Annotated in this window: 22 protein-coding genes and 1 tRNA gene; 8 read left to right on the top strand and 15 right to left on the bottom strand. The window is 60.0% G+C overall.

All coding sequences use genetic code 11. From position 1 onward, the window contains the following. Nucleotides 1-9: 9 nt before the first annotated feature. Together CHU94_RS10335 and cysM are read right to left on the bottom strand one after the other, a co-directional pair. A complete protein-coding gene (locus tag CHU94_RS10335; protein WP_094479527.1) occupies nt 10-561 on the bottom strand; it encodes an NUDIX domain-containing protein in 552 nt (183 codons plus the stop codon). 77 nt (nt 562-638) lie between these two features. After that, nucleotides 639-1,541, bottom strand: a complete 903-nt coding sequence (cysM, locus tag CHU94_RS10330; RefSeq protein ID WP_094480987.1) for a cysteine synthase CysM — start codon at nt 1,539-1,541, stop codon at nt 639-641. Between the two features lie 41 nt (nt 1,542-1,582). Here cysM and CHU94_RS10325 point away from each other — a divergent pair. The 3 genes from CHU94_RS10325 (at nt 1,583) to CHU94_RS10315 (ending at nt 4,554) form a co-directional block, all read left to right on the top strand. Further along, nucleotides 1,583-1,667: transfer RNA gene (locus tag CHU94_RS10325), tRNA-Leu, on the top strand. A 152-nt stretch (nt 1,668-1,819) separates the two neighbouring features. After that, nucleotides 1,820-2,284, top strand: coding sequence for a (2Fe-2S)-binding protein (locus CHU94_RS10320; protein ID WP_094479525.1), 465 nt, complete (start codon nt 1,820-1,822; stop codon nt 2,282-2,284). After that, a complete protein-coding gene (locus CHU94_RS10315) occupies nt 2,281-4,554 on the top strand; it encodes a molybdopterin cofactor-binding domain-containing protein (RefSeq protein WP_094479523.1) in 2,274 nt (757 codons plus the stop codon). Before CHU94_RS10320 ends, CHU94_RS10315 begins: the two co-directional genes overlap by 4 nt. Before the next feature lie 20 nt (nt 4,555-4,574). Here the strand turns inward: CHU94_RS10315 and CHU94_RS10310 are convergent, their stop codons facing one another. Continuing rightward, nucleotides 4,575-5,018: an META domain-containing protein gene (locus CHU94_RS10310; RefSeq protein ID WP_176452003.1), complete on the bottom strand. Its 444-nt coding sequence runs from the start codon at nt 5,016-5,018 to the stop codon at nt 4,575-4,577. Between the two features lie 89 nt (nt 5,019-5,107). On the opposite strand from CHU94_RS10310, the gene CHU94_RS10305 reads away from it, so the two are divergent. Next, on the top strand, nt 5,108-5,815 hold the full coding sequence (locus CHU94_RS10305; protein ID WP_094479519.1) for a phosphatase PAP2 family protein: 708 nt from the start codon (nt 5,108-5,110) through the stop codon (nt 5,813-5,815). Here the strand turns inward: CHU94_RS10305 and CHU94_RS10300 are convergent. Then, nucleotides 5,804-6,724, bottom strand: coding sequence for an SDR family oxidoreductase (locus CHU94_RS10300; protein WP_094479517.1), 921 nt, complete (start codon nt 6,722-6,724; stop codon nt 5,804-5,806). The two genes, CHU94_RS10305 and CHU94_RS10300, sit on opposite strands and share 12 nt — an antisense overlap. 44 nt (nt 6,725-6,768) lie before the next feature. On the opposite strand from CHU94_RS10300, the gene CHU94_RS10295 reads away from it, so the two are divergent. Then, nucleotides 6,769-7,821, top strand: coding sequence for a CDP-6-deoxy-delta-3,4-glucoseen reductase (locus CHU94_RS10295; RefSeq protein ID WP_094479515.1), 1,053 nt, complete (start codon nt 6,769-6,771; stop codon nt 7,819-7,821). A gap of 51 nt (nt 7,822-7,872) precedes the next feature. On the opposite strand, the gene CHU94_RS10290 is transcribed toward CHU94_RS10295, so the two are convergent. The 9 genes from CHU94_RS10290 to CHU94_RS10250 all read right to left on the bottom strand — a co-directional run bounded on the left by CHU94_RS10290 (nt 7,873) and on the right by CHU94_RS10250 (nt 17,179). After that, on the bottom strand, nt 7,873-8,256 hold the full coding sequence (locus tag CHU94_RS10290) for a hypothetical protein (protein ID WP_141211440.1): 384 nt from the start codon (nt 8,254-8,256) through the stop codon (nt 7,873-7,875). Nucleotides 8,257-8,380: 124 nt separating this feature from the next. After that, on the bottom strand, nt 8,381-9,100 hold the full coding sequence (locus CHU94_RS10285) for an ABC transporter ATP-binding protein (protein WP_094479511.1): 720 nt from the start codon (nt 9,098-9,100) through the stop codon (nt 8,381-8,383). Nucleotides 9,101-9,109: 9 nt separating this feature from the next. Further along, complete coding sequence (locus tag CHU94_RS10280) at nt 9,110-9,880, bottom strand: ABC transporter ATP-binding protein (protein WP_176452002.1); 771 nt, start codon at nt 9,878-9,880, stop codon at nt 9,110-9,112. Between the two features lie 60 nt (nt 9,881-9,940). Then, a complete protein-coding gene (locus tag CHU94_RS10275) occupies nt 9,941-11,026 on the bottom strand; it encodes a branched-chain amino acid ABC transporter permease (protein ID WP_176452001.1) in 1,086 nt (361 codons plus the stop codon). A gap of 13 nt (nt 11,027-11,039) precedes the next feature. Further along, entirely contained in the window at nt 11,040-11,969 is a 930-nt protein-coding gene (locus CHU94_RS10270) for a branched-chain amino acid ABC transporter permease (RefSeq protein WP_094479505.1), read from the bottom strand. Between the two features lie 224 nt (nt 11,970-12,193). Continuing rightward, the gene (locus CHU94_RS10265; protein WP_094479503.1) at nt 12,194-13,489 is read right to left on the bottom strand and encodes a replication-associated recombination protein A; all 1,296 of its coding nucleotides are present in this window, start codon (nt 13,487-13,489) and stop codon (nt 12,194-12,196) included. An 11-nt stretch (nt 13,490-13,500) separates the two neighbouring features. Further along, on the bottom strand, nt 13,501-14,133 hold the full coding sequence (gene lolA / locus CHU94_RS10260; protein ID WP_176452000.1) for an outer membrane lipoprotein chaperone LolA: 633 nt from the start codon (nt 14,131-14,133) through the stop codon (nt 13,501-13,503). Between the two features lie 4 nt (nt 14,134-14,137). Continuing rightward, the gene (locus CHU94_RS10255; RefSeq protein ID WP_094479501.1) at nt 14,138-16,459 is read right to left on the bottom strand and encodes a DNA translocase FtsK; all 2,322 of its coding nucleotides are present in this window, start codon (nt 16,457-16,459) and stop codon (nt 14,138-14,140) included. A gap of 45 nt (nt 16,460-16,504) precedes the next feature. Then, complete coding sequence (locus tag CHU94_RS10250) at nt 16,505-17,179, bottom strand: Crp/Fnr family transcriptional regulator (protein ID WP_094479499.1); 675 nt, start codon at nt 17,177-17,179, stop codon at nt 16,505-16,507. Nucleotides 17,180-17,317: 138 nt separating this feature from the next. Between CHU94_RS10250 and trxB the strand changes: the two genes are divergently transcribed. From trxB to rpmG, 3 genes are all read left to right on the top strand, one after another. Next, nucleotides 17,318-18,268: a thioredoxin-disulfide reductase gene (gene trxB / locus CHU94_RS10245; protein ID WP_094479497.1), complete on the top strand. Its 951-nt coding sequence runs from the start codon at nt 17,318-17,320 to the stop codon at nt 18,266-18,268. Nucleotides 18,269-18,496: 228 nt separating this feature from the next. Beyond that, a complete protein-coding gene (rpmB, locus tag CHU94_RS10240) occupies nt 18,497-18,730 on the top strand; it encodes a 50S ribosomal protein L28 (RefSeq protein WP_087496789.1) in 234 nt (77 codons plus the stop codon). A 13-nt stretch (nt 18,731-18,743) separates the two neighbouring features. Next, nucleotides 18,744-18,914 (top strand): 50S ribosomal protein L33, encoded by a 171-nt coding sequence (rpmG, locus tag CHU94_RS10235; protein ID WP_029707149.1) that lies wholly within the window; start codon nt 18,744-18,746, stop codon nt 18,912-18,914. Nucleotides 18,915-19,331: 417 nt separating this feature from the next. Here the strand turns inward: rpmG and CHU94_RS10230 are convergent, their stop codons facing one another. Beyond that, a complete protein-coding gene (locus tag CHU94_RS10230; protein WP_094479495.1) occupies nt 19,332-20,546 on the bottom strand; it encodes an acyl-CoA desaturase in 1,215 nt (404 codons plus the stop codon). Nucleotides 20,547-20,695: 149 nt separating this feature from the next. Further along, the gene (locus tag CHU94_RS10225) at nt 20,696-21,967 is read right to left on the bottom strand and encodes an RsmB/NOP family class I SAM-dependent RNA methyltransferase (RefSeq protein WP_094479493.1); all 1,272 of its coding nucleotides are present in this window, start codon (nt 21,965-21,967) and stop codon (nt 20,696-20,698) included. Nucleotides 21,968-21,980 lie beyond the last annotated feature (13 nt).

Here is a 21,980-nt window from a genome sequence, read left to right as displayed (position 1 = left end):
GGGCTGATTTTAAGTCGCCAGCTTCTCGGCGTCCTGGCGCCACACGGGGTCGATGAACACGGGCTCATGCCCGCGTGAGCGTAAAAACTCGGCCAGCGCATAGCCGGTGCCGGCGGGCCAGCATTTCACGTCCTGCAGGTCATACAAACGGTAGTCCACCAGCTCGGGGCTGAGCTTCACCTCGCCATGGCAGACCGCGTGGTAGGCAATGATGACCTGGTTCATGCGCTGGAAGTCATAGGCGCCCAACAGCTTGAGCGCACTGGTGCTCAGGTTGGTTTCTTCCGCAATTTCGCGCGCAATGCCCTCCTCGGGCGTCTCGCCAGCCTCCATGAAACCGGTGATCAGCGCATACATCTTGCCGGGCCAAGCGGCGTTGCGCGCCAGCAGGATTTGGCCGTTGTACTCAATCACCGCGGCCAGCACGGGGGTGGGGTTGTTCCAGTGCGTGAAGTCACAGGCCGGGCAACGCAGGCGGGTCTTGTCACCACCGTCTTCGGCCAAGGTAATGTGCTCCAACGGCGTGGCGCATTGCGGACAAAACTTGAACACTGCAGACATACCCACCTTTCACGCTATACATTCAATAGCTGCTCGCGCTTATTCCACAGGGACTAAGGCCCTATTTCGCTTAAAAATCAAGCGGGAAACACACCCGTGGAGAGGTAGCGGTCGCCACGGTCACAGACCACGAAGACGATGACGGCATCTTTCTCACGCTTGGCAATCTCTTGCGCCACCCAGCAGGCACCGGCGGCCGATATGCCTCCGAAGATGCCTTCTTCACGCGCCAGACGGCGGCACATGTCCTCTGCATCAGCCTGGCTCACGTAGACCAGTTCGTCCACATTCTTGGGGTCGTAGATCTTGGGCAGGTAGGCCTCAGGCCATTTGCGGATGCCGGGAATGCGGGACCCCTCTTCCGGTTGGGCGCCAATAATGCGGATGGCCGGGTTCTTTTCCTTGAGGAAGCGCGACACGCCGGTGATGGTGCCGGTGGTACCCATGGCGCTCACAAAGTGGGTAATGCGACCTTGCGTCTGCGCCCACAGCTCAGGACCGGTCGTCTCATAGTGGATGCGCGGGTTGTCATCGTTGCCAAACTGGTCCAGCACACGGCCTTTGCCGTCGCGCTGCATCTGCTCGGCCAGGTCACGCGCGTACTCCATGCCACCGCTCTTCGGCGTGAGGATCAACTCGGCCCCAAAGGCTTTCATGGTCTGGGCGCGCTCGATGGACAGGTCCTCCGGCATGATCAGCACCATGCGGTAACCCTTGACGGCCGCTGCCATGGCCAGCGCAATGCCAGTGTTGCCCGAGGTGGCTTCAATCAGCGTGTCGCCAGGCTGGATATCACCACGCTCCTGCGCACGGCGGATCATGGACAGGGCGGGACGGTCTTTGACCGAGCCTGCGGGGTTGTTGCCTTCCAGCTTGCCCAACACCACAGTGTTGCGGGACTGGTTGTCACTGGCCTGGATGCGCTGCAGGGCAACCAAAGGGGTGTTTCCGATGGCGTCTTCAATAGTTGAGAATGTCATGGCCATAAATGTGCCATAATTCGTGCTTCACAGAATTACCTGCCCAGGTGGTGAAATTGGTAGACTCAGGGGACTCAAAATCCCCCGCCGCAAGGCGTGCCGGTTCGAGTCCGGCCCTGGGCACCACATACAAGCCAGACGTTCGCAAAACGTCTGGCTTTTTGTTTGGGCGCTCTAAAAGCCCTCATGGATTACCCGCTGTGTGGCCCTGCGTGACACAGGGACGCGGGCACCACCTCTATGATGCGGGCCACCAGAACCCGCAAGGAGTGCGCCCCATGGAACTGAACATCAATGGCAAGGTTGTCACAGCCGACGCCCCACCTGACATGCCCCTGCTCTGGGTGCTGCGCGACACCCTGAACATGACAGGCACCAAATTTGGCTGTGGTGTGGCCGCCTGCGGCGCCTGCACGGTGCACGTGGACGGCCAAGCGGTGCGCTCCTGCGTCATGCCAGCTTCCGCCGTGGTGGGCCAAAAGATCACCACCATTGAGGCCCTGGGCAGCCCTGACAAGATGCACGCCCTGCAGACCGCCTGGATCGCCGAGCAAGTACCCCAGTGTGGCTACTGCCAGAGTGGCATGCTCATGGCAGCCGCCGCCTTGCTGGCCCGCAAACCCAAGCCCACCGATGCCGACATCGACGAGGCCATGACTAATATCTGCCGCTGCGGCACCTACCAGCGGGTGCGCGCCGCCATCCACCGGGCGGCGGGTCAGCCCCAAGGAGCCGCAGCATGAAGCGCCGTACCTGGCTATTGAGCGCCCTGAGCGCCACCGGCGCCCTGGTGGTGGGTTGGGGCGTGATGCCCGCACGCTCCCGGATGGGGAGTCCTGAACTGATGCTGCCCGAAAGTGGCGAAGTGGCCCTGAACGGCTGGATCAAAGTGACCACCGATGGCACCGTGGTCTTGGCTATGCCGCGCAGCGAAATGGGCCAGGGCATCCACACCGCCCTGTCCATGCTGGTGGCCGAAGAGTTGGACTTGCCCTTGGCAAAGCTGAAGCTGCAACAGGCAGGGCCAGACACCATCTACGGCAACGTGGCCATGCTCAGCGCCAGCCTGCCCTTCCACCCGCTGGAGTCCGAGGGCGGCCCTCCCCCCACCAAAGTGAAATTGGGTGAATGGTTTGTCGGCAAGATCGCGCGTGAACTGGGCATCAATGCCACAGGCGGATCGTCCAGCGTGGCAGATGCTTGGGTGCCCCTGCGCACCGCAGCGGCAACGGCGCGCGCGGCGCTACTGGAGTCGGCTGCCAAACAATGGCAAGTGCCGGCGTCTGACCTGCGCATTGCTGCCGGGGTGGTCGCGCATGCGTCGGGCAAGTCAGCGCATTTTGGAGAGCTGGCTGCAGGCGCGGCTGGCGTCACCCCCAAGAATGTGAGCCTCAAGGCCCGCGAACAATGGACACTGCTGGGCAAACCCACGCCGCGTGGCGACATTCCGGCCAAGACCAATGGGACGGCCCAGTTTGGCATCGACGTGCGCCAGCCCGGCATGCTGTTTGCAGCCCTGCGCTTGGCGCCGCAAATCGGCGGCAGTGTCAAAGCGTTGGACACCCAGCCCGCACTAGCTCTGCCCGGTGTGCAGAAAGTCGTTCCCTTGGACGCCTTGGGTGGCTCCACGGCAGGTTTTGCCGTGGTGGCCCAATCCACCTGGCATGCCCGCCAGGCTGTGCAGGCGGTACAAGCGCAATGGGCAGCACCGGCCCATGGGGCTTTGTACACCCAGGCCATTGAGGCCCGGATGACGGAAACACTGAAAGCCGAAGAAGGTTTTGCCTTTTACGAGAAAGGCGATGCCAGCCAAGCCGAAGCCTCGGCTGCCAAATTGGTGGAGGCTAGCTACCAGGCCCCCTACCTGGCCCATGCCACCATGGAGCCCATGAACTGCACCGCCCAGGTCAAAGATGGCAAAGTGACCGTGTGGGTGCCAACCCAGGTGCCCGAAATGGCACGCGCCATAGCCGCCAAAGTGGCCGGCGTGGATGCCAAAGATGTGGTGCTGCATGTCACGCTGCTGGGCGGAGGCTTTGGGCGCCGGCTGGAGGTGGACTATGTGGCCCAAGCTGTGCAAGTCGCCATGGCCTGCGATGGCAAGCCAGTGCAACTTCTTTGGCCGCGCGAAGAGGACATGACGCACGACTTTTACCGCCCCATGCATGTGGCGCAACTACGCGCCGCAGTGGATACCCAAGGACAAGTCAGCAGCCTGCGCATCAAATCCGCTGGAGACGCCATCAGCCCGCGCTGGATGGCACGGGGCCTGCCCGCCCTGTCTGGTCCGGTGGACATGCCGGACAAGACGACGGCAGAAGGCCTGTTCGATCTGCCCTATGGCTTTGCCCACCAGCACATGGCCCATGTGGCCACGCGTATGGAAGTGCCCGTGGGCTTCTGGCGCTCGGTAGGCCACTCGCACAATGCGTTTTTCTCGGAAAGTTTTATCGACGAAATCGCGGCGGCGATCCGGCAAGACCCGCTGGAGTTCCGACTGGCAATGCTCAAAGACGCGCCGCGCTATGCCGCAGTGCTAAAACTGGCGGCAGACAAGGCAGACTGGGGTCAAACACTTCCGAAAGGACATGCACGGGGCGTTGCCTTGCACGAGTCGTTTGGCTCCATCGTGGCCGAGGTCGCCGAAGTGTCGCTACAGGACGGTGTTCCCCGCGTACACCGTGTGGTGTGCGCCATTGACTGTGGCACGGTTATCAACCCCGACACTGTGGCCCAGCAAATGGAAAGCGCAGTGATTTTTGGGTTGAGTGCCGCGCTGTACGGCAAGATCGATATCCAGGATGGCGTGGTACAGCAGACCAACTTTCCCACCTACCCGATGGTGCAGCTGGCCCAAGCGCCCCGGGTAGAGACACACATCGTACCCAGCACACGTGCACCTGGTGGCGTAGGCGAACCGGGTTTGCCACCTATTGCCCCCGCCGTGGCGAATGCTGTGTACGCGCTGACTGGCCAACGACACCGCAGGCTACCGCTGGTCAAAGCGGCCTGACGTCCCTGCGGAGGTACTGGCTAGCGTTTGGTGAAGCGGGCCAGCACTTGACCCGCTGCGTCCTCTAACAGCAAATGGCCCGCCACCAGCCGCACGGTGCGCGCTGACTCCAGAACCGAGAAAAATCGGTCCTCTTGCCCACCCTGCGGCAAGGCCATGCACAAACGCCCCGTTGCAGCAAGACGCCCCAACTGCAAAGCCCCCTGGTTCACCACGGCGCGGCCTGCAAAGGCATTGCACCCACCGCTTCCCGTGATCTGCTCCGCCGATGCCCAGCGCAAGCGGGGCGCTGGGGCGACCAACGTCGAGATACCAGCAATCTGGGTCGCCACCCACTCTTCGCCCACCAGCGCAGCTCCCGATGTAGGCAAGCCCCCGGACTGCAGCGGAGACTGCACACAGGCAGACACCAGCAGCGCCAGCAAGCTGGACACCCATACGCGCACATAAAAAGGCAAAGCCATACAAGCAGAAGGTAATGCAGAAGCGCCCATCTTAATCACACGCCGAATTACCGGACAATCAGCGTCTTCCTGAGACCAAGCCCCGCACCATGTCTACCGACTCCCCCACCCCAGCCACCACACCCCGTCTGTTTGCCGTGGTGCTGGCACTTTCCGTGGTAGCGGCCTTGGTACCCACTGTCTGGCCCAATGCCGATTTGATGCTAGCCGCCCTGTTCACAGGCACACCGCCCACTATCGACTCCAAAGAGTGGTGGTGGGTGCTTGGTATCAATCTCTATGTTCCAGCCCTGTTTCGCATCGGGCTGGCCCTCTGTTTTGCGGGCTGGCTACTGGTGACCTTTGGCAAGCGTTGGAAGGCCTGGCGCTTACCCTTGGCCTTTGTGGTGGTGGCCGGCATCATGGGGCCGGGCGTAGTCGTGAATGCGGTCTTCAAGGAGCATTGGCAGCGTGCGCGTCCCTACCAAGTGGAGCATTTTGGTGGCGAGCAGCAATTCACCCGTGCCACTGTCATCACCGACCAGTGCAACAACAATTGTTCCTTTGTCAGCGGCCATGTAGCCTGCGGCTTCTTCTTTGCCACACTGATGCTGGTACACCGCCGCCGACAAGCCTTGTGGGTGGCACTTGGAACGACAGCCGGCCTGGGAATTGGTTTTGCACGCATGTCAGATGTGGCGCACTGGTTCAGCGATGTGCTGTGGGCCTACCCGATTACTTTGGCTACCAGCTGGCTGGTCTGGCGGGGGTTGCTCTACGCCTACCAGTGGCGCGACAGGCGTAACTTAACTGCCTGACAACAGGCCCGTGTGGACTGTGGGGTAGCGCAGCTGAAGGCGCAACTCTTGGACCATACGCATATTCACCAAACGGCGGGATTCGTCCATAAAACTCAGCAGCATGACTGGTAGCTGCTCGCGTGCGCTGCTGCGCGATACCCTGGGCGGCCTTGGCAGGCCATAGAGATCGGCAGCCAAATCGAAGTAGTCGCCCATCTTGAGTTCCGAGTGATCGCTCACGTTGTAGATGCGCTGGGGCAAGCCCAGCCAGAGCGCACGCCAGCAAGCACGCGCCAAGTCATCGGCATGGACGTGATTGGTGTACACATCCTCTTGCGGTAACAACACGGGGGTGCCCTTGGCCAGTCGGGCTTGTGGTGTGCCACCTTCGCGGTCCGGCGCATAAATGCCGGGAATACGGAGCACCGACACCCGAACTCCACTGCTGCGGCCCCAAAAGCGCATGGCGTATTCCGCCTGAACGCGGCGCTGGGCACGCGGCGTTTGCGGGGCCGCCGCCCGGGTTTCGGCCACCCAGTCACCCTGGCAGTCACCGTACACACCACTGGTGGATCCATAGACCACGCTGGTAGGTGCTGTGCGACGGCGCAAGACCTGCGTGAGTGCCATCACCCGCGGGTCCGTCCAACCCTGCGATGGCGGGGGTGCCAGGTAGACCACTCTCTGGGCCAGGCCAGCCAAGCGCTGTAGCGTCTGGGGGCGGTCCAGATTCCCTAGCAATGGGGTGGCCCCAAGGGCGCGCAGCGCGGGAATACGCTCGGCCGTAGACGTCAGCGCCAGCCAACGGCCCTGGGAGCGCTGGGCTTTGAGTAGCCGCACCCCCACGTCGCCACAGCCCAGCACCAGCACCCGCTCTTTGCGAAAGCGGGAGGGCAAGGCACCGAGGGGAGATTGGTTTGAAGGCAAAATTGAGGGTTGACGATTTGAGAGCCCCTGAGGATACCCAAAAGATGACCGTTTCTCCCGCCAGCCATGCCGCCTTCACCATCACTGTGCAACCCAGCGGCCGGGTGTTCACGGCGGACACCGACGAAACCATCCTGGCCGCCGGCATCCGCCACGGCATTGGACTGCCCTACGGCTGCAAAGACGGTGCCTGTGGCTCCTGCAAATGCCGAAAGCTGAGTGGCGAGGTGATGCACGGCCCCCATCAAGCCAAAGCGCTGAGTGCCGACGAGGCCGCCCAAGGCCTGGTGCTGACCTGCTGCGCGGTGCCACAAAGCGATGTGGTGCTGGAGTCCCGCCAGGTGACGGAGCAAGGCGCCTTGCCTATCAAAAAAATGCCAACCCGCGTAACGACTTTGACGCGACTGTCGGACGACGTGATGGTGCTGAATCTGCAGTTACCCGCCAACGACAGCTTTTTGTACCGGGCGGGCCAGTATGTGGAGTTCATCCTGCGAGATGGCGCGCGCCGCAGTTACTCTATGGCGAACGCACCGGGCCAAGCCAATGCCTTGGAACTTCACATCCGCCACATGCCCGGTGGCAAGTTCACCGACCACGTGTTTGGCGCCATGAAGGAAAAGGAAATTCTGCGCATCGAGGGACCATTCGGCTCCTTCTTTCTGCGTGAAGACTCCGACGCGCCTTTGGTGTTTTTAGCCTCCGGCACCGGGTTTGCCCCAATCAAAGCGCTGCTGGAACATATGCAGGCCCACGACATCCAGCGCGCGGTAACCGTTTATTGGGGAGGCAGACGCCCTGCGGACCTGTATATGAATGCCTGGCTGCAGGACCAACAGATAAGCATGCCCCAACTACGCTATGTGCCCGTAGTCTCTGACGCGCAGCCAGAGGATGGTTGGACGGGGCGCACGGGCTTTGTGCACCGTGCAGTGCTGGAGGATGTACCCGACCTGTCGGCTTACCAAGTCTATGCGTGTGGAGCCCCTATCGTGGTGGACTCCGCGCGCAGGGACTTCTGTGGGCTGGCCCGCTTGCCCGAAGACGCATTCTTTGCGGATGCATTCACCTCCGAAGCCGACAAACACACCTCCTGAACAAAAAGGCCAGGGTGAAGTTCTGGCCTCTCTGGGTAGTGAACGGTCGGCTTACAGTTTGCCGTTCTTGGGATCGCGCTTGCCGTCGTGGTTTAGGTCTGCTTGGCGGTCGTGTTTCTGGTGAGCAATGTCGCGGCTCTCGGCGCGCTGCATGTGCGCGATCCGTTTGCGCTCCTGCCCTGTGACTTTTCCATCAGCAGCAGCGTGGTCTTGCGCCCTGTCGATACGGGCTTCTCCGCGGTTGAGCCTGCGAACCTCACGCTGGGTCAGCTCGCCTGACGCTATCCCCTGCTCTACGCGTTTGTCTTGGTTGGCGTTACGCTGGTCGATCTTGGGGGTTGCCAGTGGATCTTTTTGGGTGGGCGTTGCGGTTTGGGCAAATGCGACTCCGGTCGTAGCGATTACCAAACCTGCCAGCAAAACATGCAATTTCATGGTGAACTCCTGTTGAGGTTGTGCATGGAATAACTCCATGCGTAATCAACGGGTTCACCTAGACAGGGCGTGACATCCCGAATGCAAAGTGCCGTAACAGCTTGTATCCGGGATGCCTGCGGGCTTACTCGCCCAGGTAGGCAGCACGCACCTTGGGGTCGGTCAACATGTCGGCGGCATTGCCAGTCATGGTGACAAGACCGGACTCCATCACATAGCCGCGATTGGCAATGGACAGCGCACGGCTGGCGTTTTGCTCCACCAACAGCACCGTCACACCCTGGGCGTAGACGTCTTTCACCACCTCAAAGATCTTGTCCACCATGATGGGGGACAGACCCATGGAGGGTTCGTCCAACAACAGCACCTTGGGGCGACTCATTAGCGCGCGCCCCATGGCCAGCATCTGCTGCTCGCCACCGGACATGGTGCCGGCCAATTGGTCCTTGCGTTCGCGCAAACGCGGGAAGATGGTGAACATCTTTTCCATGTCAGCGGCGATGCCATCCTTGTCATTGCGGATGTAGGCACCCATCTGCAGGTTCTCAATGATGGTCATGCGGGTGAATACGCCACGACCTTCGGGCACCATGGCCAGTCCTTGCTTGACCAAGTCCCAAGGGCCTTGGCCCTTGATGCTTTTACCGAGGTATTCGATATCGCCGGCATTGATGGGCAGGGTACCCGTAATGGCCTTCATGGTGGTGGTCTTGCCGGCACCGTTGGAGCCGATCAGGGACACCAGTTCGCCTTCATGGACTTCGAAATCCACACCTTTGACGGCCTGGATGCCGCCATACGAGACCTTCAGGCCTTTTACTTTGAGCAGAGTCTGGGTTGTCATGCTGTTTCCTTAGTGGCCGCTCGTGCCCAAGTAGGCCTCAATCACTTTTTCGTTCTTCTGTACTTCGGCGGGGGTGCCTTCGGCAATCTGCTTGCCGTAATCCAGCACTGTCACGCGGTCACACAGGCCCATCACCAGCTTCACATCGTGTTCGATCAGCAAGATGGTGCGGTTGTCGTTGCGAATGCGGTCAATCAGCTCGCGCAACATGACCTTTTCGGTGGCGTTCATGCCGGCGGCCGGCTCGTCCAGAGCAATCAGCTGCGGGTCGGTCGCCAGCGCGCGGGCGATTTCCAGGCGGCGCTGGTCGCCATAGCTCAGGGTACGGGCCTTGTAGTCGGCAAACTTGCCAATGCCCACATAGTCCAGCAATTCTTGGGCACGCTTGGCAATCGCGATTTCTTCGGCCTTGAAGCCCGGGGTGCGGAACACCGCCCCCAACAAACCGGAGTGGGTGCGGATGTGACGCCCCACCATCACGTTTTCCAGCGCCGTCATTTCGGCGAACAAACGGATGTTCTGGAAGGTGCGGGCGATACCGGCCTTGGCCACCGTGTGCACGGCAGTGGGCTGGTAGGCTTTACCGGCCAACTCAAACTTGCCGCTGTCAGGCGTGTAGAGCCCGGTCAGCACGTTGAAGAAGGTGGTCTTGCCTGCGCCGTTGGGTCCGATCAGGCCATAGACCTGACCACGCTCAATTTTGATGCCGACATCGCTAAGGGCTTGCAAACCACCAAACCGCTTGGAAACGCCGGAGACGTTCAATACTGTATCTGTCATGTTGGATTCCATTCAGTGGAGGGCAGCCGCCAAGGCTCGCGCGGGGCTGCCCTGCAAGGTTCAGGTTTTGGCGCTTTGCAAAGACTTGCCGTGTTCAGGTGCAGGCCACAGGCCGCGCGGACGCAAGAGCATCACCGTGATCATGGCCAGGGCGATCAGCAACTGGCGCAGGATGGAGGCGTCCAGACGGCCACCGGTCATGGCCTGCAACGGGCCCGCCACGTAGCGCAGCACTTCAGGTAGCGCCGCCAGCAGGATGGCGCCAAGCACCACACCGGGCAAATGCCCCACACCGCCGAGTACCACCATGGCCACAATCATCACGGACTCCATCAGGCTGAAGGATTCGGGGGAGATGAAGCCCTGGAAGGCGGCAAACATGGCACCAGAAACACCACCAAAAGTGGCGCCCATGCCGAAGGCCAGCAGCTTGGCGTTGCGGGTATTGATACCCATGGCTTTGGCAGCAATTTCGTCTTCACGAATCGCCATCCAGGCGCGACCCACGCGAGACAGTTCCAGGCGATGGCAAATGATCACGCTCACCACCACCAGGGTCAGGAACAGGTAGTAGTAAAGCGTCACCGAGGGCAGCTCAAACCCAGCGATGTTGAGCCGCTTGCCAAGGCTAATGCCAAAGAACTGAATCGCATCAATCTGACCAATCCCCTTGGGGCCGTTGGTGATGTTGACTGGATGATCCAGGTTGTTCAGGAAGACGCGGATGATTTCGCCAAAACCCAGGGTCACGATGGCCAGGTAGTCACCGCGCAAACGCAACGTAGGGGCCCCCAGCAAGATGCCGAGAACGCCAGCCAGTGCGGCCGCCAGCGGAATCACCACCCACAGCGGCGTATGAAGACCATTGGGGAACATAGCGGCAATAGCGGGGAAAGTCTCCGGCAAATGGGGCGAAGCCATCAGACCAAACATGTAGGCACCAATGGCGAAGAACGCGACGTAACCCAGGTCCAACAGGCCGGCATAGCCAACCACGATGTTCAGGCCCAAGGACAGCAGCACAAACAGCAGCGCCATGTCAGCAATGCGCACCCAGGCGTTGCCAAAACCTTGCAAAACAAGCGGCAGGATCAGCAGACCTGCAGCGGCCACAAACATGGTGATCAGTCGTTTTTGAGAATTCATGTGTTGGGTCTCCTTAAGCACGATCGGCTACACGCTCACCCAGCAAGCCGGAGGGGCGCAGTGTCAACACGATGATCAGAACGATGAAGGCAAAGATGTCGGAGTAGTGACTGCCCAAAACTCCACCTGTCAAGGCGCCGATGTAACCAGCGCCAATGGACTCAATCAGGCCCAGCAACAGGGCACCCACCACAGCGCCTGCCAAGTTACCGATCCCACCAAAAACCGCAGCGGTGAAGGCCTTCAGGCCTGGCAAGAAGCCCATGGCATGCTGCGCTGTGCCGTAGTTGGAGGCGTACATCACACCGGCAATGGCCGCCAACACAGCACCAATAATGAAGGTGGCAGAAATCACCATGTCAGGCTTCACGCCCATCAGACCTGCAACACGTGGGTTTTCGGCCGTAGCGCGCATAGCGCGGCCCAGCTTGGTGTAGTTCACCAGCCACATCAGCAGTGCCAAAGACACAGCCGTCACGCCCAAAATCATGACCTGGGTGGGCGTAATCACCGCACCTGCCACGTCAAAAGGTGTGTTGGGCAATAGTGTGGGATAGGACTTGTAGTTGGGCTTCCAGATGATCATGGCCAGCGTCTGCAGCAGGATGGACATGCCGATGGCAGTGATCAGGGGGGCCAGCTTGGGACTATTGCGCAAGGGGCGGTAAGCCACCTTCTCAATCACAAAGTTGAGCGTAGCAGCGACCACACAAGCAATGATGAGGGCCAAGAAAAGGATGATGAAGCCGGGAGTGCCGGGCATACCTTCCTGCATGAGGCCGATCATGGTCCAGCTGGTGAGGGCACCGACCATCACCACTTCGCCGTGGGCAAAGTTGATCAGGTTGATGATGCCGTAGACCATCGTGTAGCCCAGCGCGATGAGCGCGTACATGCTACCTAACACCAGACCATTGATGATCTGCTGTATCAAAATATCCATAAGAAAACTCCGTTGTTCTTGTGTGCGAACGGCCGTGGCCGTCAACACTGGTGGTGTTAGACCATCGAAAGCAATAAGCCTGCCACGTCAGGTTCACCGGCGTCGCAGGCTAAAGCGGTGCCGGGATTCTAGCGGGGTCGGATTCCCCGGTCTTGGGGTGGCGGGGTGGGTTTACCCTTGAGTGCCATGCCGATTTGGCAACTCTTCGCGCATTTCATGCACTATTAGCTGGCCTTCTGATTACGCGCTTTGAGATCGCGCAGCTTCTCACTGATACGAATCTCCAGCCCCCGCTCCACGGGTCGGTAAAACTGCGTATCAGGCATTCCATCTGGAAGATAGCGCTCTCCTGCGGCGAAGCCATCTTCTTCATCATGCGCGTAGCGGTAGCCCTTGCCGTAATCGAGCTCCTTCATGAGCTTGGTGGGCGCATTGCGCAAATGCATGGGGACAGGACGGGTGCCGTCCTTTTTAACAAAGGCCTTGACCTCGTTAAAGGCCTTGTAGACCGCATTGGATTTAGGCGCCACTGCCAAATAAACGACGCATTCGGCCAGGGCCAGCTCGCCCTCGGGGCTGCCCAGGCGTTCGTACACATCGGCTGCGTCCAGCGCCAGGCGCAGGGCGCGTGGGTCGGCCAGGCCAATGTCCTCCGCAGCCATACGGATCAGGCGGCGCGCCATGTAGCGCGGTTCGGCGCCGCCATCGAGCATGCGCACAAACCAATAGAGCGAGGCATCCGGGTCCGAACCACGCACGCTCTTGTGCAGCGCAGAGATGGTGTCGTAGAACTGCTCGCCACCCTTGTCATAGCGGCGCATGCGCTCACCCAGCACCTTGAGCAACCAGACGTCGGTGATCTCACTCACCTTCTCTTGTACCGCCGCAACGGTCAGCGTCTCCAACGTGTTAAGTAGGCGCCGGGCGTCACCATCGGCGTAGGCGACAAGGCGATCAATCGCTATGGTTTCGATAGCTGGTAGCGCAGATTCCACCTGGGCTCGATGCACTATTTGCTTTAAATTGTCAGCATCCAGCGGCTGCAACACATAGACCGCCGCGCGTGACAACAGCGCGGAGTTCACCTCGAACGATGGATTCTCGGTAGTGGCGCCGATGAAGGTGAACAGGCCACTCTCCACATGCGGCAAAAAGGCATCTTGCTGGCTTTTGTTGAACCGGTGCACTTCGTCCACAAACACGATGGTGCGGCGCTGCTCCAACCCGTCCCGCGCCAGTTGGGCCTGCTCGACCGCCTCGCGGATGTCCTTCATGCCTCCCAGCACAGCGCTGATGGTGATGAACTGCGCATCAAACGCATCGGCCATAAGCCGCGCAATCGTGGTCTTGCCCACGCCTGGCGGCCCCCAGAGGATGCAGCTGTGCGGCTGGCCCGACTCGAAGGCCAGACGCAGCGCCATACCATCCCCCAGCAGGTGCTGCTGGCCAATCACCTCACCCAGCGACTTGGGGCGCAGCAGTTCGGCCAGGGGTTGGTGTTTGGAAGGTGCAGCAGCCATGGTCGCAGCGGTTACTGGCGAACCACGTCTGCGCCGGCGGGCGGCTTGAACTGAAAGGTGCCCGCGTCCAGCGCAGCATTGGGCTGGAAACCCACAAAGCTCAGCACAGAGCGCTGGCCGAAGCTATCCAAAATCTCCAGCACGGCCAACTGGTCTTGCTTGAAGCCCACGCGCACCAGTTGCAACTGGCTGTCTTTGGCCTTGGGCGTGCCCTGTACCCACTGCAAACCGTCCTTGTCGGGCGCATCGGCCAGCGCAAAATCGGCTTGCAGGGCCTTGAGGTCGGGCGCCGCAGCAATCAGCGCAGCGGGCGTGGAGCCCAAAGCGCTGGCCTGCTTGCGCGCGGTGACCTGGTTCAAGTCCACGTCATACAGCCACAGGGTCTGGCCATCGGCCACGATGGTCTGCTCGAACGGTTTTTTGTAGATGAATTTGAAGCGGCTGGGCCGCGCAAATTCGAAACTGCCACTGGACACTTTGCTGCGCGCGACCTGCCCTTCCTTGGCGGGCGAGGTCACTACCTGCGAAAACTCGGCCTTGCCGCTCTTCACCGTCTTGACGAAATTTTCCAGGCTTTCCAGCCCCCCGGCCCCTGCAGACATTGCGCAAGCAGCTATCAAAATAAGAGCAATTTGTTTGATCATGGGTTTACTCATTGCGCGCGGGAACCAAGATGTCACGCTGGCCGCTACCGCTCATGGCGCTGACCAGTCCGGCCTTTTCCATGTCTTCCACCAGCCGCGCGGCGCGGTTGTAGCCAATCTTCAGATGGCGCTGCACCAGCGAGATGCTGGCCTTGCGGTTCTTCAGCACCACTTCCACGGCCTGGTCGTACATAGGGTCCTTTTCACCGCCTCCATCTTCGCCGCCAGGGCCATCCTCACCATCCACCGTGCCGCCTTCCAGCACGCCCTCAATGTAGTCGGGCTCGCCCTGGCTCTTGAGGTAGCTCACCACGCGGTGCACTTCTTCGTCACTGACAAACGCCCCGTGCACGCGAATAGGCAGGCCGGTTCCGCTGGCCATGTAAAGCATGTCACCCATGCCCAGCAGGGCTTCGGCACCCATTTGGTCCAAGATGGTGCGACTGTCGATCTTGCTGCTCACCTGAAAGGCAATGCGGGTCGGAATATTGGCCTTGATCAGACCCGTGATCACATCCACGCTGGGGCGCTGAGTGGCCAGAATCAGGTGAATACCAGCGGCGCGGGCCTTCTGCGCCAGGCGGGCGATCAACTCTTCGATCTTCTTGCCCACCACCATCATCAGGTCGGCCAGCTCGTCGATCACCACCACAATGTGCGGCAGGCGGTTCAGCGGCTCGGGGCTCTCGGGCGTCAGACTAAACGGGTTGTAGATGAACTCGCCTTTGGACTTGGCGTCGTCGATCTTGGTGTTAAAGCCAGCCAGGTTGCGCACACCCATCTTGCTCATCAGTTTGTAGCGTTTCTCCATCTCGGCCACACACCAGTTCAGGCCGTGCGCAGCCTGTTTCATATCCGTCACCACCGGCGCCAGCAGGTGCGGAATACCTTCGTAAACCGACATTTCCAGCATCTTGGGGTCGATCATCAGCAGGCGAACATCGCGCGCCTCGGCCTTGTAGAGCAAGGACAAGATCATGGCGTTGATACCGACGGATTTGCCCGAGCCGGTGGTACCGGCCACCAGCACGTGTGGCATCTTGGCGAGGTCAGCCACCACGGGGTTGCCCACAATGTCTTTGCCCAGACCCATGGTCAACAGGGACTTGGCCTCGTTATAGACCTGCGAACCCAGAATCTCGGACAGCTTGATGCTTTGGCGCTTGGCATTGGGCAGCTCTAACGCCATGTAGTTCTTGCCGGGAATGGTCTCCACAACGCGGATGGACACCAGGCTCAGCGAACGCGCCAAGTCTTTGGCCAAGCCTACAATCTGCGATCCCTTGACACCCGTGGCGGGCTCGATCTCGTAGCGCGTGATCACCGGGCCGGGTTGGGCCAGCACGACGCGCACCTCCACGCCAAAGTCCTTGAGCTTTTTCTCGATCATACGGCTGGTCATTTCCAGCGTCTCAGGCGCCACGGTTTCCTGGCGCAGCTGGGCACCGTCCAGCAGATCAACTTGCGGCAGCTTGCTGTCGGGCATTTCCACGAACAGCGGCTTCTGGCGCTCCTTGGCTACGCGCTCGCTGCGTGGCGGCTCCACGATGACAGGCTCAATCAGCACCGGCGTGGGGTGATGAATCACCTCTTCCTCGCGCTCCTCCAGGAACACTTCTTCACGTTCGCGCACCGCCAACTGACCCAACTCACGGTCTTGAGCCTCTTCGCGCTTCTCGCGGCGGGACTCCAACAACGAGTCCAAATGGGCACCAATGCGCTCGGCCGTGCGTGTCCAAGAGAACCCAAAGACCATCGCCGAACCCAGCACGCCTAACGCAATCGCAACCAAGCCCGCACCGGCAAAACCCAACCAACGCAGCGCCCAGGGCCCTACAAGTTGCCCCAATGCGCCACCACTGCTGCCCGGTAAAAAAGACTCCAGACGGTAAAGGCGAGCCCACTCCAGCGAGGTACTGGCACACAACAACAGCAACAGGCCGAGACCTGCCGTCCACGCGCTGCGCCGCAAACCTGCGGGGCCGGCAGCCCCCCCCCCCTCACCCCGCAAGCGGCTGGCCAGCAAGGCAAGCCAAGCACGCCAACCCGCAGCCACACACCACCAGACCGAAAAGCCCAGCACGAAATAGCTCACATCCGCCATCCACGCACCCAAGCGGCCCACCTGGTTGTGCATGGCCATGCCGTTGCCCGAAGTGGACCAAGCCGGGTCTTGCGGCGAATAACTCAACAGGGCGATCAACCACAGCAGCAAAACCACAAAACCCGCCACCAGAGCGATTTCATTGACGAAGCGTGCAGCGCCCGATGCAGGACGAGACGCCTCCTGCGGAGAAGAATTCAATGTATGCAGTGAGTAGGTCATTTATTTCGCTGGCACTTCACCAGCAGCTAACAATACGGCAATGGCCTAGCGCGGCTTGGAGCGGCGCTCCCATACCCGCAGGCCACCCTCTTTGAGCGTCGTCACAAAGCCCTGGTCTTCAAAGTCCTTCATGACGCGGCTCACCATCTCTCGGGATGCTCCCACCATTTTGGCGAGGTCCAAGCGTGAGATTTTCTCGCGAATCAGCAATGCGCCGTCCTCATTGGGCTCCGCAGCATCCAAGAGCACATTGGCCACGCGACCATACACCCCCATCAACGCCAAGGAAGCAATTTTCTGGTCGGCACTGCGCAAGCGCTGCACCAATCCACGCATCACCGCCGATGCGATAGCTGCGTTTTCACCCACGCAGCGGGTGAAGTCTTCACGCCCCAACACCAGCACATCCATTTGCGTGTCAGCTACCACTGTCGCCGAATGTGCCGCGTTGTCAATCAGACTCATTTCACCAATGTAGTCACCTGCCTTGAGCGTGGCCACAATCACTTCACGGGCTTTGCTGTCCGTCATGACGACATGCGCCCGCCCCGTCAATATGAGGAACAAGGCGTTGGAATTTTTGCCCTGCTCCACCACATGGGAGCCGCGTTTGATGCGCGCCTTGGCCACATTGGCGGCCAAAGAGTCCGCCTCTGCGGAAGTAAGCATGGCAAACAGGGGCACTCTGCGTATCAATTCCTGGTTGCTCAGCATTGCCATTGGTCTGCTTCCTGAATTTTGAATGCCGGTTTCTTACAATCGAACGGACCGATACAACACAGCCACTTGTTTCCAGCAAGGGCCGCTCCGAAATGTACACGGCTGGCCCTCCGATTCTCTGACCACAAAGGTTACAACATGTCCTCACCCAAACACGCCAAAGTACTCATTTTGGGATCTGGCCCTGCCGGCTACACCGCCGCTGTCTATGCCGCCCGAGCCAACCTGAACCCCGTGCTGATCACCGGCATGGCCCAAGGTGGCCAGCTCATGACCACCACTGAGGTGGACAACTGGCCAGCAGACGTGCACGGCGTCCAAGGCCCCGAACTGATGCAACGCTTTCTGGAGCATGCAGAACGCTTCAAAACAGAGGTGGTGTTTGACCACATCGGCGCAGTGGACCTGTCCAAGCGCCCTTTCACCCTGACCGGCGACAGCGGCACCTACACCTGCGACTCGCTGATCATCTCAACCGGCGCGTCTGCCAAGTATTTGGGCCTGCCCTCCGAGACGGCCTTCATGGGTCGCGGTGTTTCCGGCTGCGCAACCTGCGATGGTTTTTTCTACCGCAATGAAGTCTGCTGTGTGGTGGGCGGAGGTAACACAGCGGTTGAAGAGGCGCTATACCTTTCCAACATTGCCAGCAAGGTGTATTTGGTGCACCGCCGTGACAAGTTCAAAGCCGAGCCCATCCTGGTGGACAAGCTGATGGAGAAAGTGGCGGCTGGCAAGATCGAGCTCAAAACCTTCAAAACGCTGGACGAAGTCCTGGGCGACGCCTCCGGTGTAACCGGCATCCGCCTCAAGAGCACCACCGACGGCAGCACCGAAGACATCACGCTCAAGGGATGCTTCATTGCCATCGGCCATTCACCCAATACCGACATCTTCAAAGGACAGTTGGAGTTGGAAAACGGCTACATCGTGACCCAGGGCGGCCTGAAGGGTTTTGCTACACAAACCAGCATTCCGGGTGTATTCGCGGCCGGTGACGTGCAGGACCATGTGTACCGCCAGGCGATCACCAGCGCCGGCACCGGCTGCATGGCTGCTCTGGACGCCCAGCGATTCCTGGAACAGGACTGAGCACTTTGCGGCCTCATGGCCAAAACAGCTATAATCCAAGGCTTTGCTGCGTTCGCCCCGTGAGGGGCTTGTCCTTTTGCAAGGAGCGCAACAGTTCCGCCAATGACCTTGGCGGGGGGTTACCGCCACCCCTTTTCATGGCGAGGTGAGGTTTGAGCGAGATCGGGCTGGTTTGTTTTTCAAACCGTTTTGATCGTCAGTGAAAACCGTTTATATCGGAGTGTCCACATGGCACGCGTATGTGAAGTTACGGGCAAAGGCCCCATGGTCGGGAACAATGTTTCCCACGCCAACAACAAAACCAAGCGCCGGTTCCTGCCGAACCTGCAATACCGCCGTTTCTGGGTCGAGAGCGAAAACCGCTGGGTGCGTCTGCGCATTTCCAACGCCGGTCTGCGTCTGATCGACAAGAACGGTATCGATTCTGTGCTCGCCGATCTGCGCGCACGTGGTCAAGCTTAAGGAGTAGAGCACCATGGCAACCAAAGGCGGACGCGAAAAAATCAAGCTGGAATCCACAGCTGGTACTGGTCACTTCTACACGACCGACAAGAACAAGAAAACCATGCCCGAGAAAATGCTGATCAAGAAATTTGATCCCGTTGCTCGCAAGCATGTGGACTACAAGGAAATGAAACTGAAGTAATTCAGCTTCTTCTGGTCCCAAAAAGCCCGCCCTGTGCGGGCTTTTTTACGTCTGTACTTTTTGGATGATTGATCGGAGGCATTTCTTTCGCCGGCATCAAGCAGGGCTTGGACACCCTGCTGCGTGTCCCCCGCCCTACGGGCTCCTCCTTTACCTACGCAAGGCACCCAAGCCCTGCTTGCTGCAGGATCAATTGGGACGCGCACAGTCACGCAAAATTTTGGTGCAACACCACCTCGCAAGAGCAGCCAGGGTGTGCGTTTTACGTAGGTAAAGGAGGAGGCCGAGGGCCGGGGGATACGAAGTAAAACGCATACCCCGACTGCTCTGGAGCCCGCAAACGACCCCAAACTGCGAATTACACGCGCACAAAAAAGCCCGCAGCAAGCGGGCTTTTCAGGAACCGAACGGATCGTCTTAAACGTGAGCAGCGCGCAACTTCAAAGAAAACTCGCGCAGCGCAGCGATGCCGCTTTCTTCAGCACGATGGCACCAGGCTTGCAGATCCTTGATCAATTGCTCGCGCGATACATGGGTGTTGAGCCACAGTTGGCGCAGCTCCTCGCGCATGGTCACCATCTTGTCCAGCACCGGCGAAGCCGCACGGGCCTGAGCCAGCTGAGATGCGGCGGCAGCGGGAACCTTCTCTTCGTCGCGGTGCATCCAGTGCTTGGCAGCCTTGATGACGGCAGCATCAGCGCTGCGCGCCTTCATGGCTTCCAGCTCCGCACGGGCAGCAGCACGCACCCCCTTGGCATAGGTGGCCATAATTTCGTAGCGGTTGGCAATCAGCGCCTCCAAGGTTTTCTCGTCGGCCACGGGGCGGATGTCGCCATAAGCGGCCTTCGGAGGCGTCTTCTTGACCTTGGCCAAGCCAACTGCCTGCATGATGGTGATGTACATCCAGCCAATATCGAACTCATAAGGCTTGACCGACAACTTGGCTGAGGTGGGATAAGTGTGGTGGTTGTTGTGCAACTCTTCACCCGCAATGATGATGCCCCAAGGCGAAATGTTGGTGGAGGCGTCAGGCGCCTCGAAATTGCGATAACCCCAGTAGTGAGCCGCGCCGTTGATGATGCCGGCCGCGGTAATTGGGGTCCACGCCATCTGAACAGCCCACACAGCCAAGCCGGCGGCACCAAACAGGAACAGGTCGATGATCATCATCAAACCTACACCTTGCCAGGAATAGCGGGTATACAGATTGCGCTCGATCCAATCATCGGGCGTACCGTGGCCAAAACGGGCCATGGTTTCCTTATTCTTGGATTCTGCACGGTACAGCTCGGCCCCCTTGAGCAGGACGGTCTTGATGCCGTACACGTGGGGGCTGTGCGGATCTTCAGCCTGCTCGCACTTGGCGTGGTGCTTGCGGTGAATGGAGGCCCATTCTTTGGTGACTTGGCCCGTGGTCAGCCACAGCCAAAAACGGAAAAAATGCGATGCGATGGGGTGCAGGTCCAAGGCACGGTGCGCTTGGTGACGGTGCAGAAACACGGTCACGCTGATCATGGTGACGTGCGTCAAGGCCAGGGTGAACAACACCATCTGCCACCACGCAATATTCCACATGCCATGGGCCAGCCACTCAATCGCTGCGTTTAGCACAGCCCAATCAGGTAACAACATAGTCTCAGCTCAATCTCTCAACGAGGTTTGGTAATTTATGAACCAAGGGCTAGATGCGCCCCTGTACACCCCAGATTTTAGGTGCTGCAGTCTTTTTTGGCCAGTTAATTCAAAAAGAAGTTAAAAAACATTAACTTTCATCAACCATTTCACTTCTTTTGCCAAACTGCCGCAAAAAAACCATCCGTGGCATGACGATGCGGCCAAAGACGAAGGTAGAGCTGGCCGTCTTCGCCACCAGCGCACAGGCTTGGTGCGTTCTCAACTTTCAGCCCAGCCAGCACTTCGCCTGCCGGCAAGGCCACAAAGTCCGGGTTGGCGGCCGCAAAGGCTGCAGCAATCGCCTCGTTCTCTTGGGGCAGCACGCTGCAGGTGGCATAGACCAGACGACCGCCAGACTTCACCATACGGGCAGCACTTTGCAGGATGGCAGCCTGCTTGACCGCCATTTCCTCCACAGCTTGGAGGTTTTGGCGCCATTTCAAGTCCGGGTTGCGACGCAGAGTGCCCATGCCAGTGCACGGAGCATCCACCAGCACCCGGTCCATCTTGCCGGCAAGGCGCTTCACACGGTCGTCGCGCTCGTGGGCAATCGCTGCGGGGTGCACGTTGGACAAGCCGCTACGGGCCATGCGGGGTTTGAGCGCCTCCAGGCGGTGGCCGGACGTATCAAAGGCATAGAGGCGACCGGTACTGCGCATGGCCGCGCCCAAGGCCAGGGTCTTGCCCCCGGCGCCGGCGCAAAAGTCCACGACCATCTCGCCGCGCTTGGCATCCACCAGCATGGCCAACAGCTGAGAACCCTCGTCTTGGACTTCAAAATCACCGCGGACAAAGGCTTCGTTCTTGTTCAGCGCTGGCTTGCCGGCAATGCGCAGCCCCCACGGGGAATACGGCGTCGGCACAGCCTTGATGCCGGCCTGTTGCAGCTCTTTTTGCACATCGGCACGTTTGGCTTTGAAGGTGTTGACGCGCAAATCCAGGCCCGCGCCCAGATTCAGGCTGTCCACCAGGGGCCAGAATTCCTCGCCCAGCTGCTCCTTGAGCGGCTGCACCAGCCACTCCGGCAGGTTGTGGCGGTGGCGCTCCATCAGGTCTTCAGGTTTCACGGCCTCGCACTGGTCCAACCAGCGCTTTTCCTGGTCGGTCAGCGCGCTGCGTAGAAAGTCGCCCGGGCCGTAGAAGCCCAGAATGGCCATGCGACGCTCCTTGGGGCCGCTGCCGCTAGGAGCCAGGTGGTCGAACAGCAGCTTTTTGCGCAGTACGGTGTAGGCGGTTTCGGCCAGCGTGGCGCGCTCGCGTGGGCCCAGGCCGCGGTTGTCGCGGAAGAAACGCGAGACGATGGCGTCCGCGGGATGGTCGAATTTGAGAACGAGCCTGACCAGTTCGGTGCAGGCTTCCAGCAGGGCTTTTGGATGCATAGCCTAGGATTGT

Origin of the sequence: Rhodoferax sp. TH121, from assembly GCF_002251855.1 — a bacterium.
Taxonomy (GTDB): Bacteria; Pseudomonadota; Gammaproteobacteria; order Burkholderiales; family Burkholderiaceae_C; genus Allorhodoferax.
Note: the sequence above shows the minus strand (reverse complement) of the source record. Positions and strands in the feature narration are given on the sequence as shown.

Bases quoted from the DNA above. Each gene is read 5' to 3' on its own strand.
- CHU94_RS10265 (WP_094479503.1), bottom strand. From the start codon at position 13,489: ATGGCTGCTGCACCTTCCAAACACCAACCCCTGGCCGAACTGCTGCGC.
- CHU94_RS10335 (WP_094479527.1), bottom strand. From the start codon at position 561: ATGTCTGCAGTGTTCAAGTTTTGTCCGCAATGCGCCACGCCGTTGGAG.
- CHU94_RS10315 (WP_094479523.1), top strand. From the start codon at position 2,281: ATGAAGCGCCGTACCTGGCTATTGAGCGCCCTGAGCGCCACCGGCGCC.
- CHU94_RS10310 (WP_176452003.1), bottom strand. From the start codon at position 5,018: ATGGCTTTGCCTTTTTATGTGCGCGTATGGGTGTCCAGCTTGCTGGCG.
- lolA (WP_176452000.1), bottom strand. From the start codon at position 14,133: ATGATCAAACAAATTGCTCTTATTTTGATAGCTGCTTGCGCAATGTCT.
- CHU94_RS10275 (WP_176452001.1), bottom strand. From the start codon at position 11,026: ATGAATTCTCAAAAACGACTGATCACCATGTTTGTGGCCGCTGCAGGT.
- CHU94_RS10250 (WP_094479499.1), bottom strand. From the start codon at position 17,179: ATGGCAATGCTGAGCAACCAGGAATTGATACGCAGAGTGCCCCTGTTT.
- CHU94_RS10280 (WP_176452002.1), bottom strand. From the start codon at position 9,880: ATGACAGATACAGTATTGAACGTCTCCGGCGTTTCCAAGCGGTTTGGT.
- CHU94_RS10305 (WP_094479519.1), top strand. From the start codon at position 5,108: ATGTCTACCGACTCCCCCACCCCAGCCACCACACCCCGTCTGTTTGCC.
- CHU94_RS10295 (WP_094479515.1), top strand. From the start codon at position 6,769: ATGACCGTTTCTCCCGCCAGCCATGCCGCCTTCACCATCACTGTGCAA.
- CHU94_RS10285 (WP_094479511.1), bottom strand. From the start codon at position 9,100: ATGACAACCCAGACTCTGCTCAAAGTAAAAGGCCTGAAGGTCTCGTAT.
- rpmB (WP_087496789.1), top strand. From the start codon at position 18,497: ATGGCACGCGTATGTGAAGTTACGGGCAAAGGCCCCATGGTCGGGAAC.
- CHU94_RS10270 (WP_094479505.1), bottom strand. From the start codon at position 11,969: ATGGATATTTTGATACAGCAGATCATCAATGGTCTGGTGTTAGGTAGC.
- trxB (WP_094479497.1), top strand. From the start codon at position 17,318: ATGTCCTCACCCAAACACGCCAAAGTACTCATTTTGGGATCTGGCCCT.
- CHU94_RS10320 (WP_094479525.1), top strand. From the start codon at position 1,820: ATGGAACTGAACATCAATGGCAAGGTTGTCACAGCCGACGCCCCACCT.
- CHU94_RS10290 (WP_141211440.1), bottom strand. From the start codon at position 8,256: ATGAAATTGCATGTTTTGCTGGCAGGTTTGGTAATCGCTACGACCGGA.
- CHU94_RS10225 (WP_094479493.1), bottom strand. From the start codon at position 21,967: ATGCATCCAAAAGCCCTGCTGGAAGCCTGCACCGAACTGGTCAGGCTC.
- cysM (WP_094480987.1), bottom strand. From the start codon at position 1,541: ATGACATTCTCAACTATTGAAGACGCCATCGGAAACACCCCTTTGGTT.
- rpmG (WP_029707149.1), top strand. From the start codon at position 18,744: ATGGCAACCAAAGGCGGACGCGAAAAAATCAAGCTGGAATCCACAGCT.
- CHU94_RS10230 (WP_094479495.1), bottom strand. From the start codon at position 20,546: ATGTTGTTACCTGATTGGGCTGTGCTAAACGCAGCGATTGAGTGGCTG.
- CHU94_RS10255 (WP_094479501.1), bottom strand. From the start codon at position 16,459: ATGACCTACTCACTGCATACATTGAATTCTTCTCCGCAGGAGGCGTCT.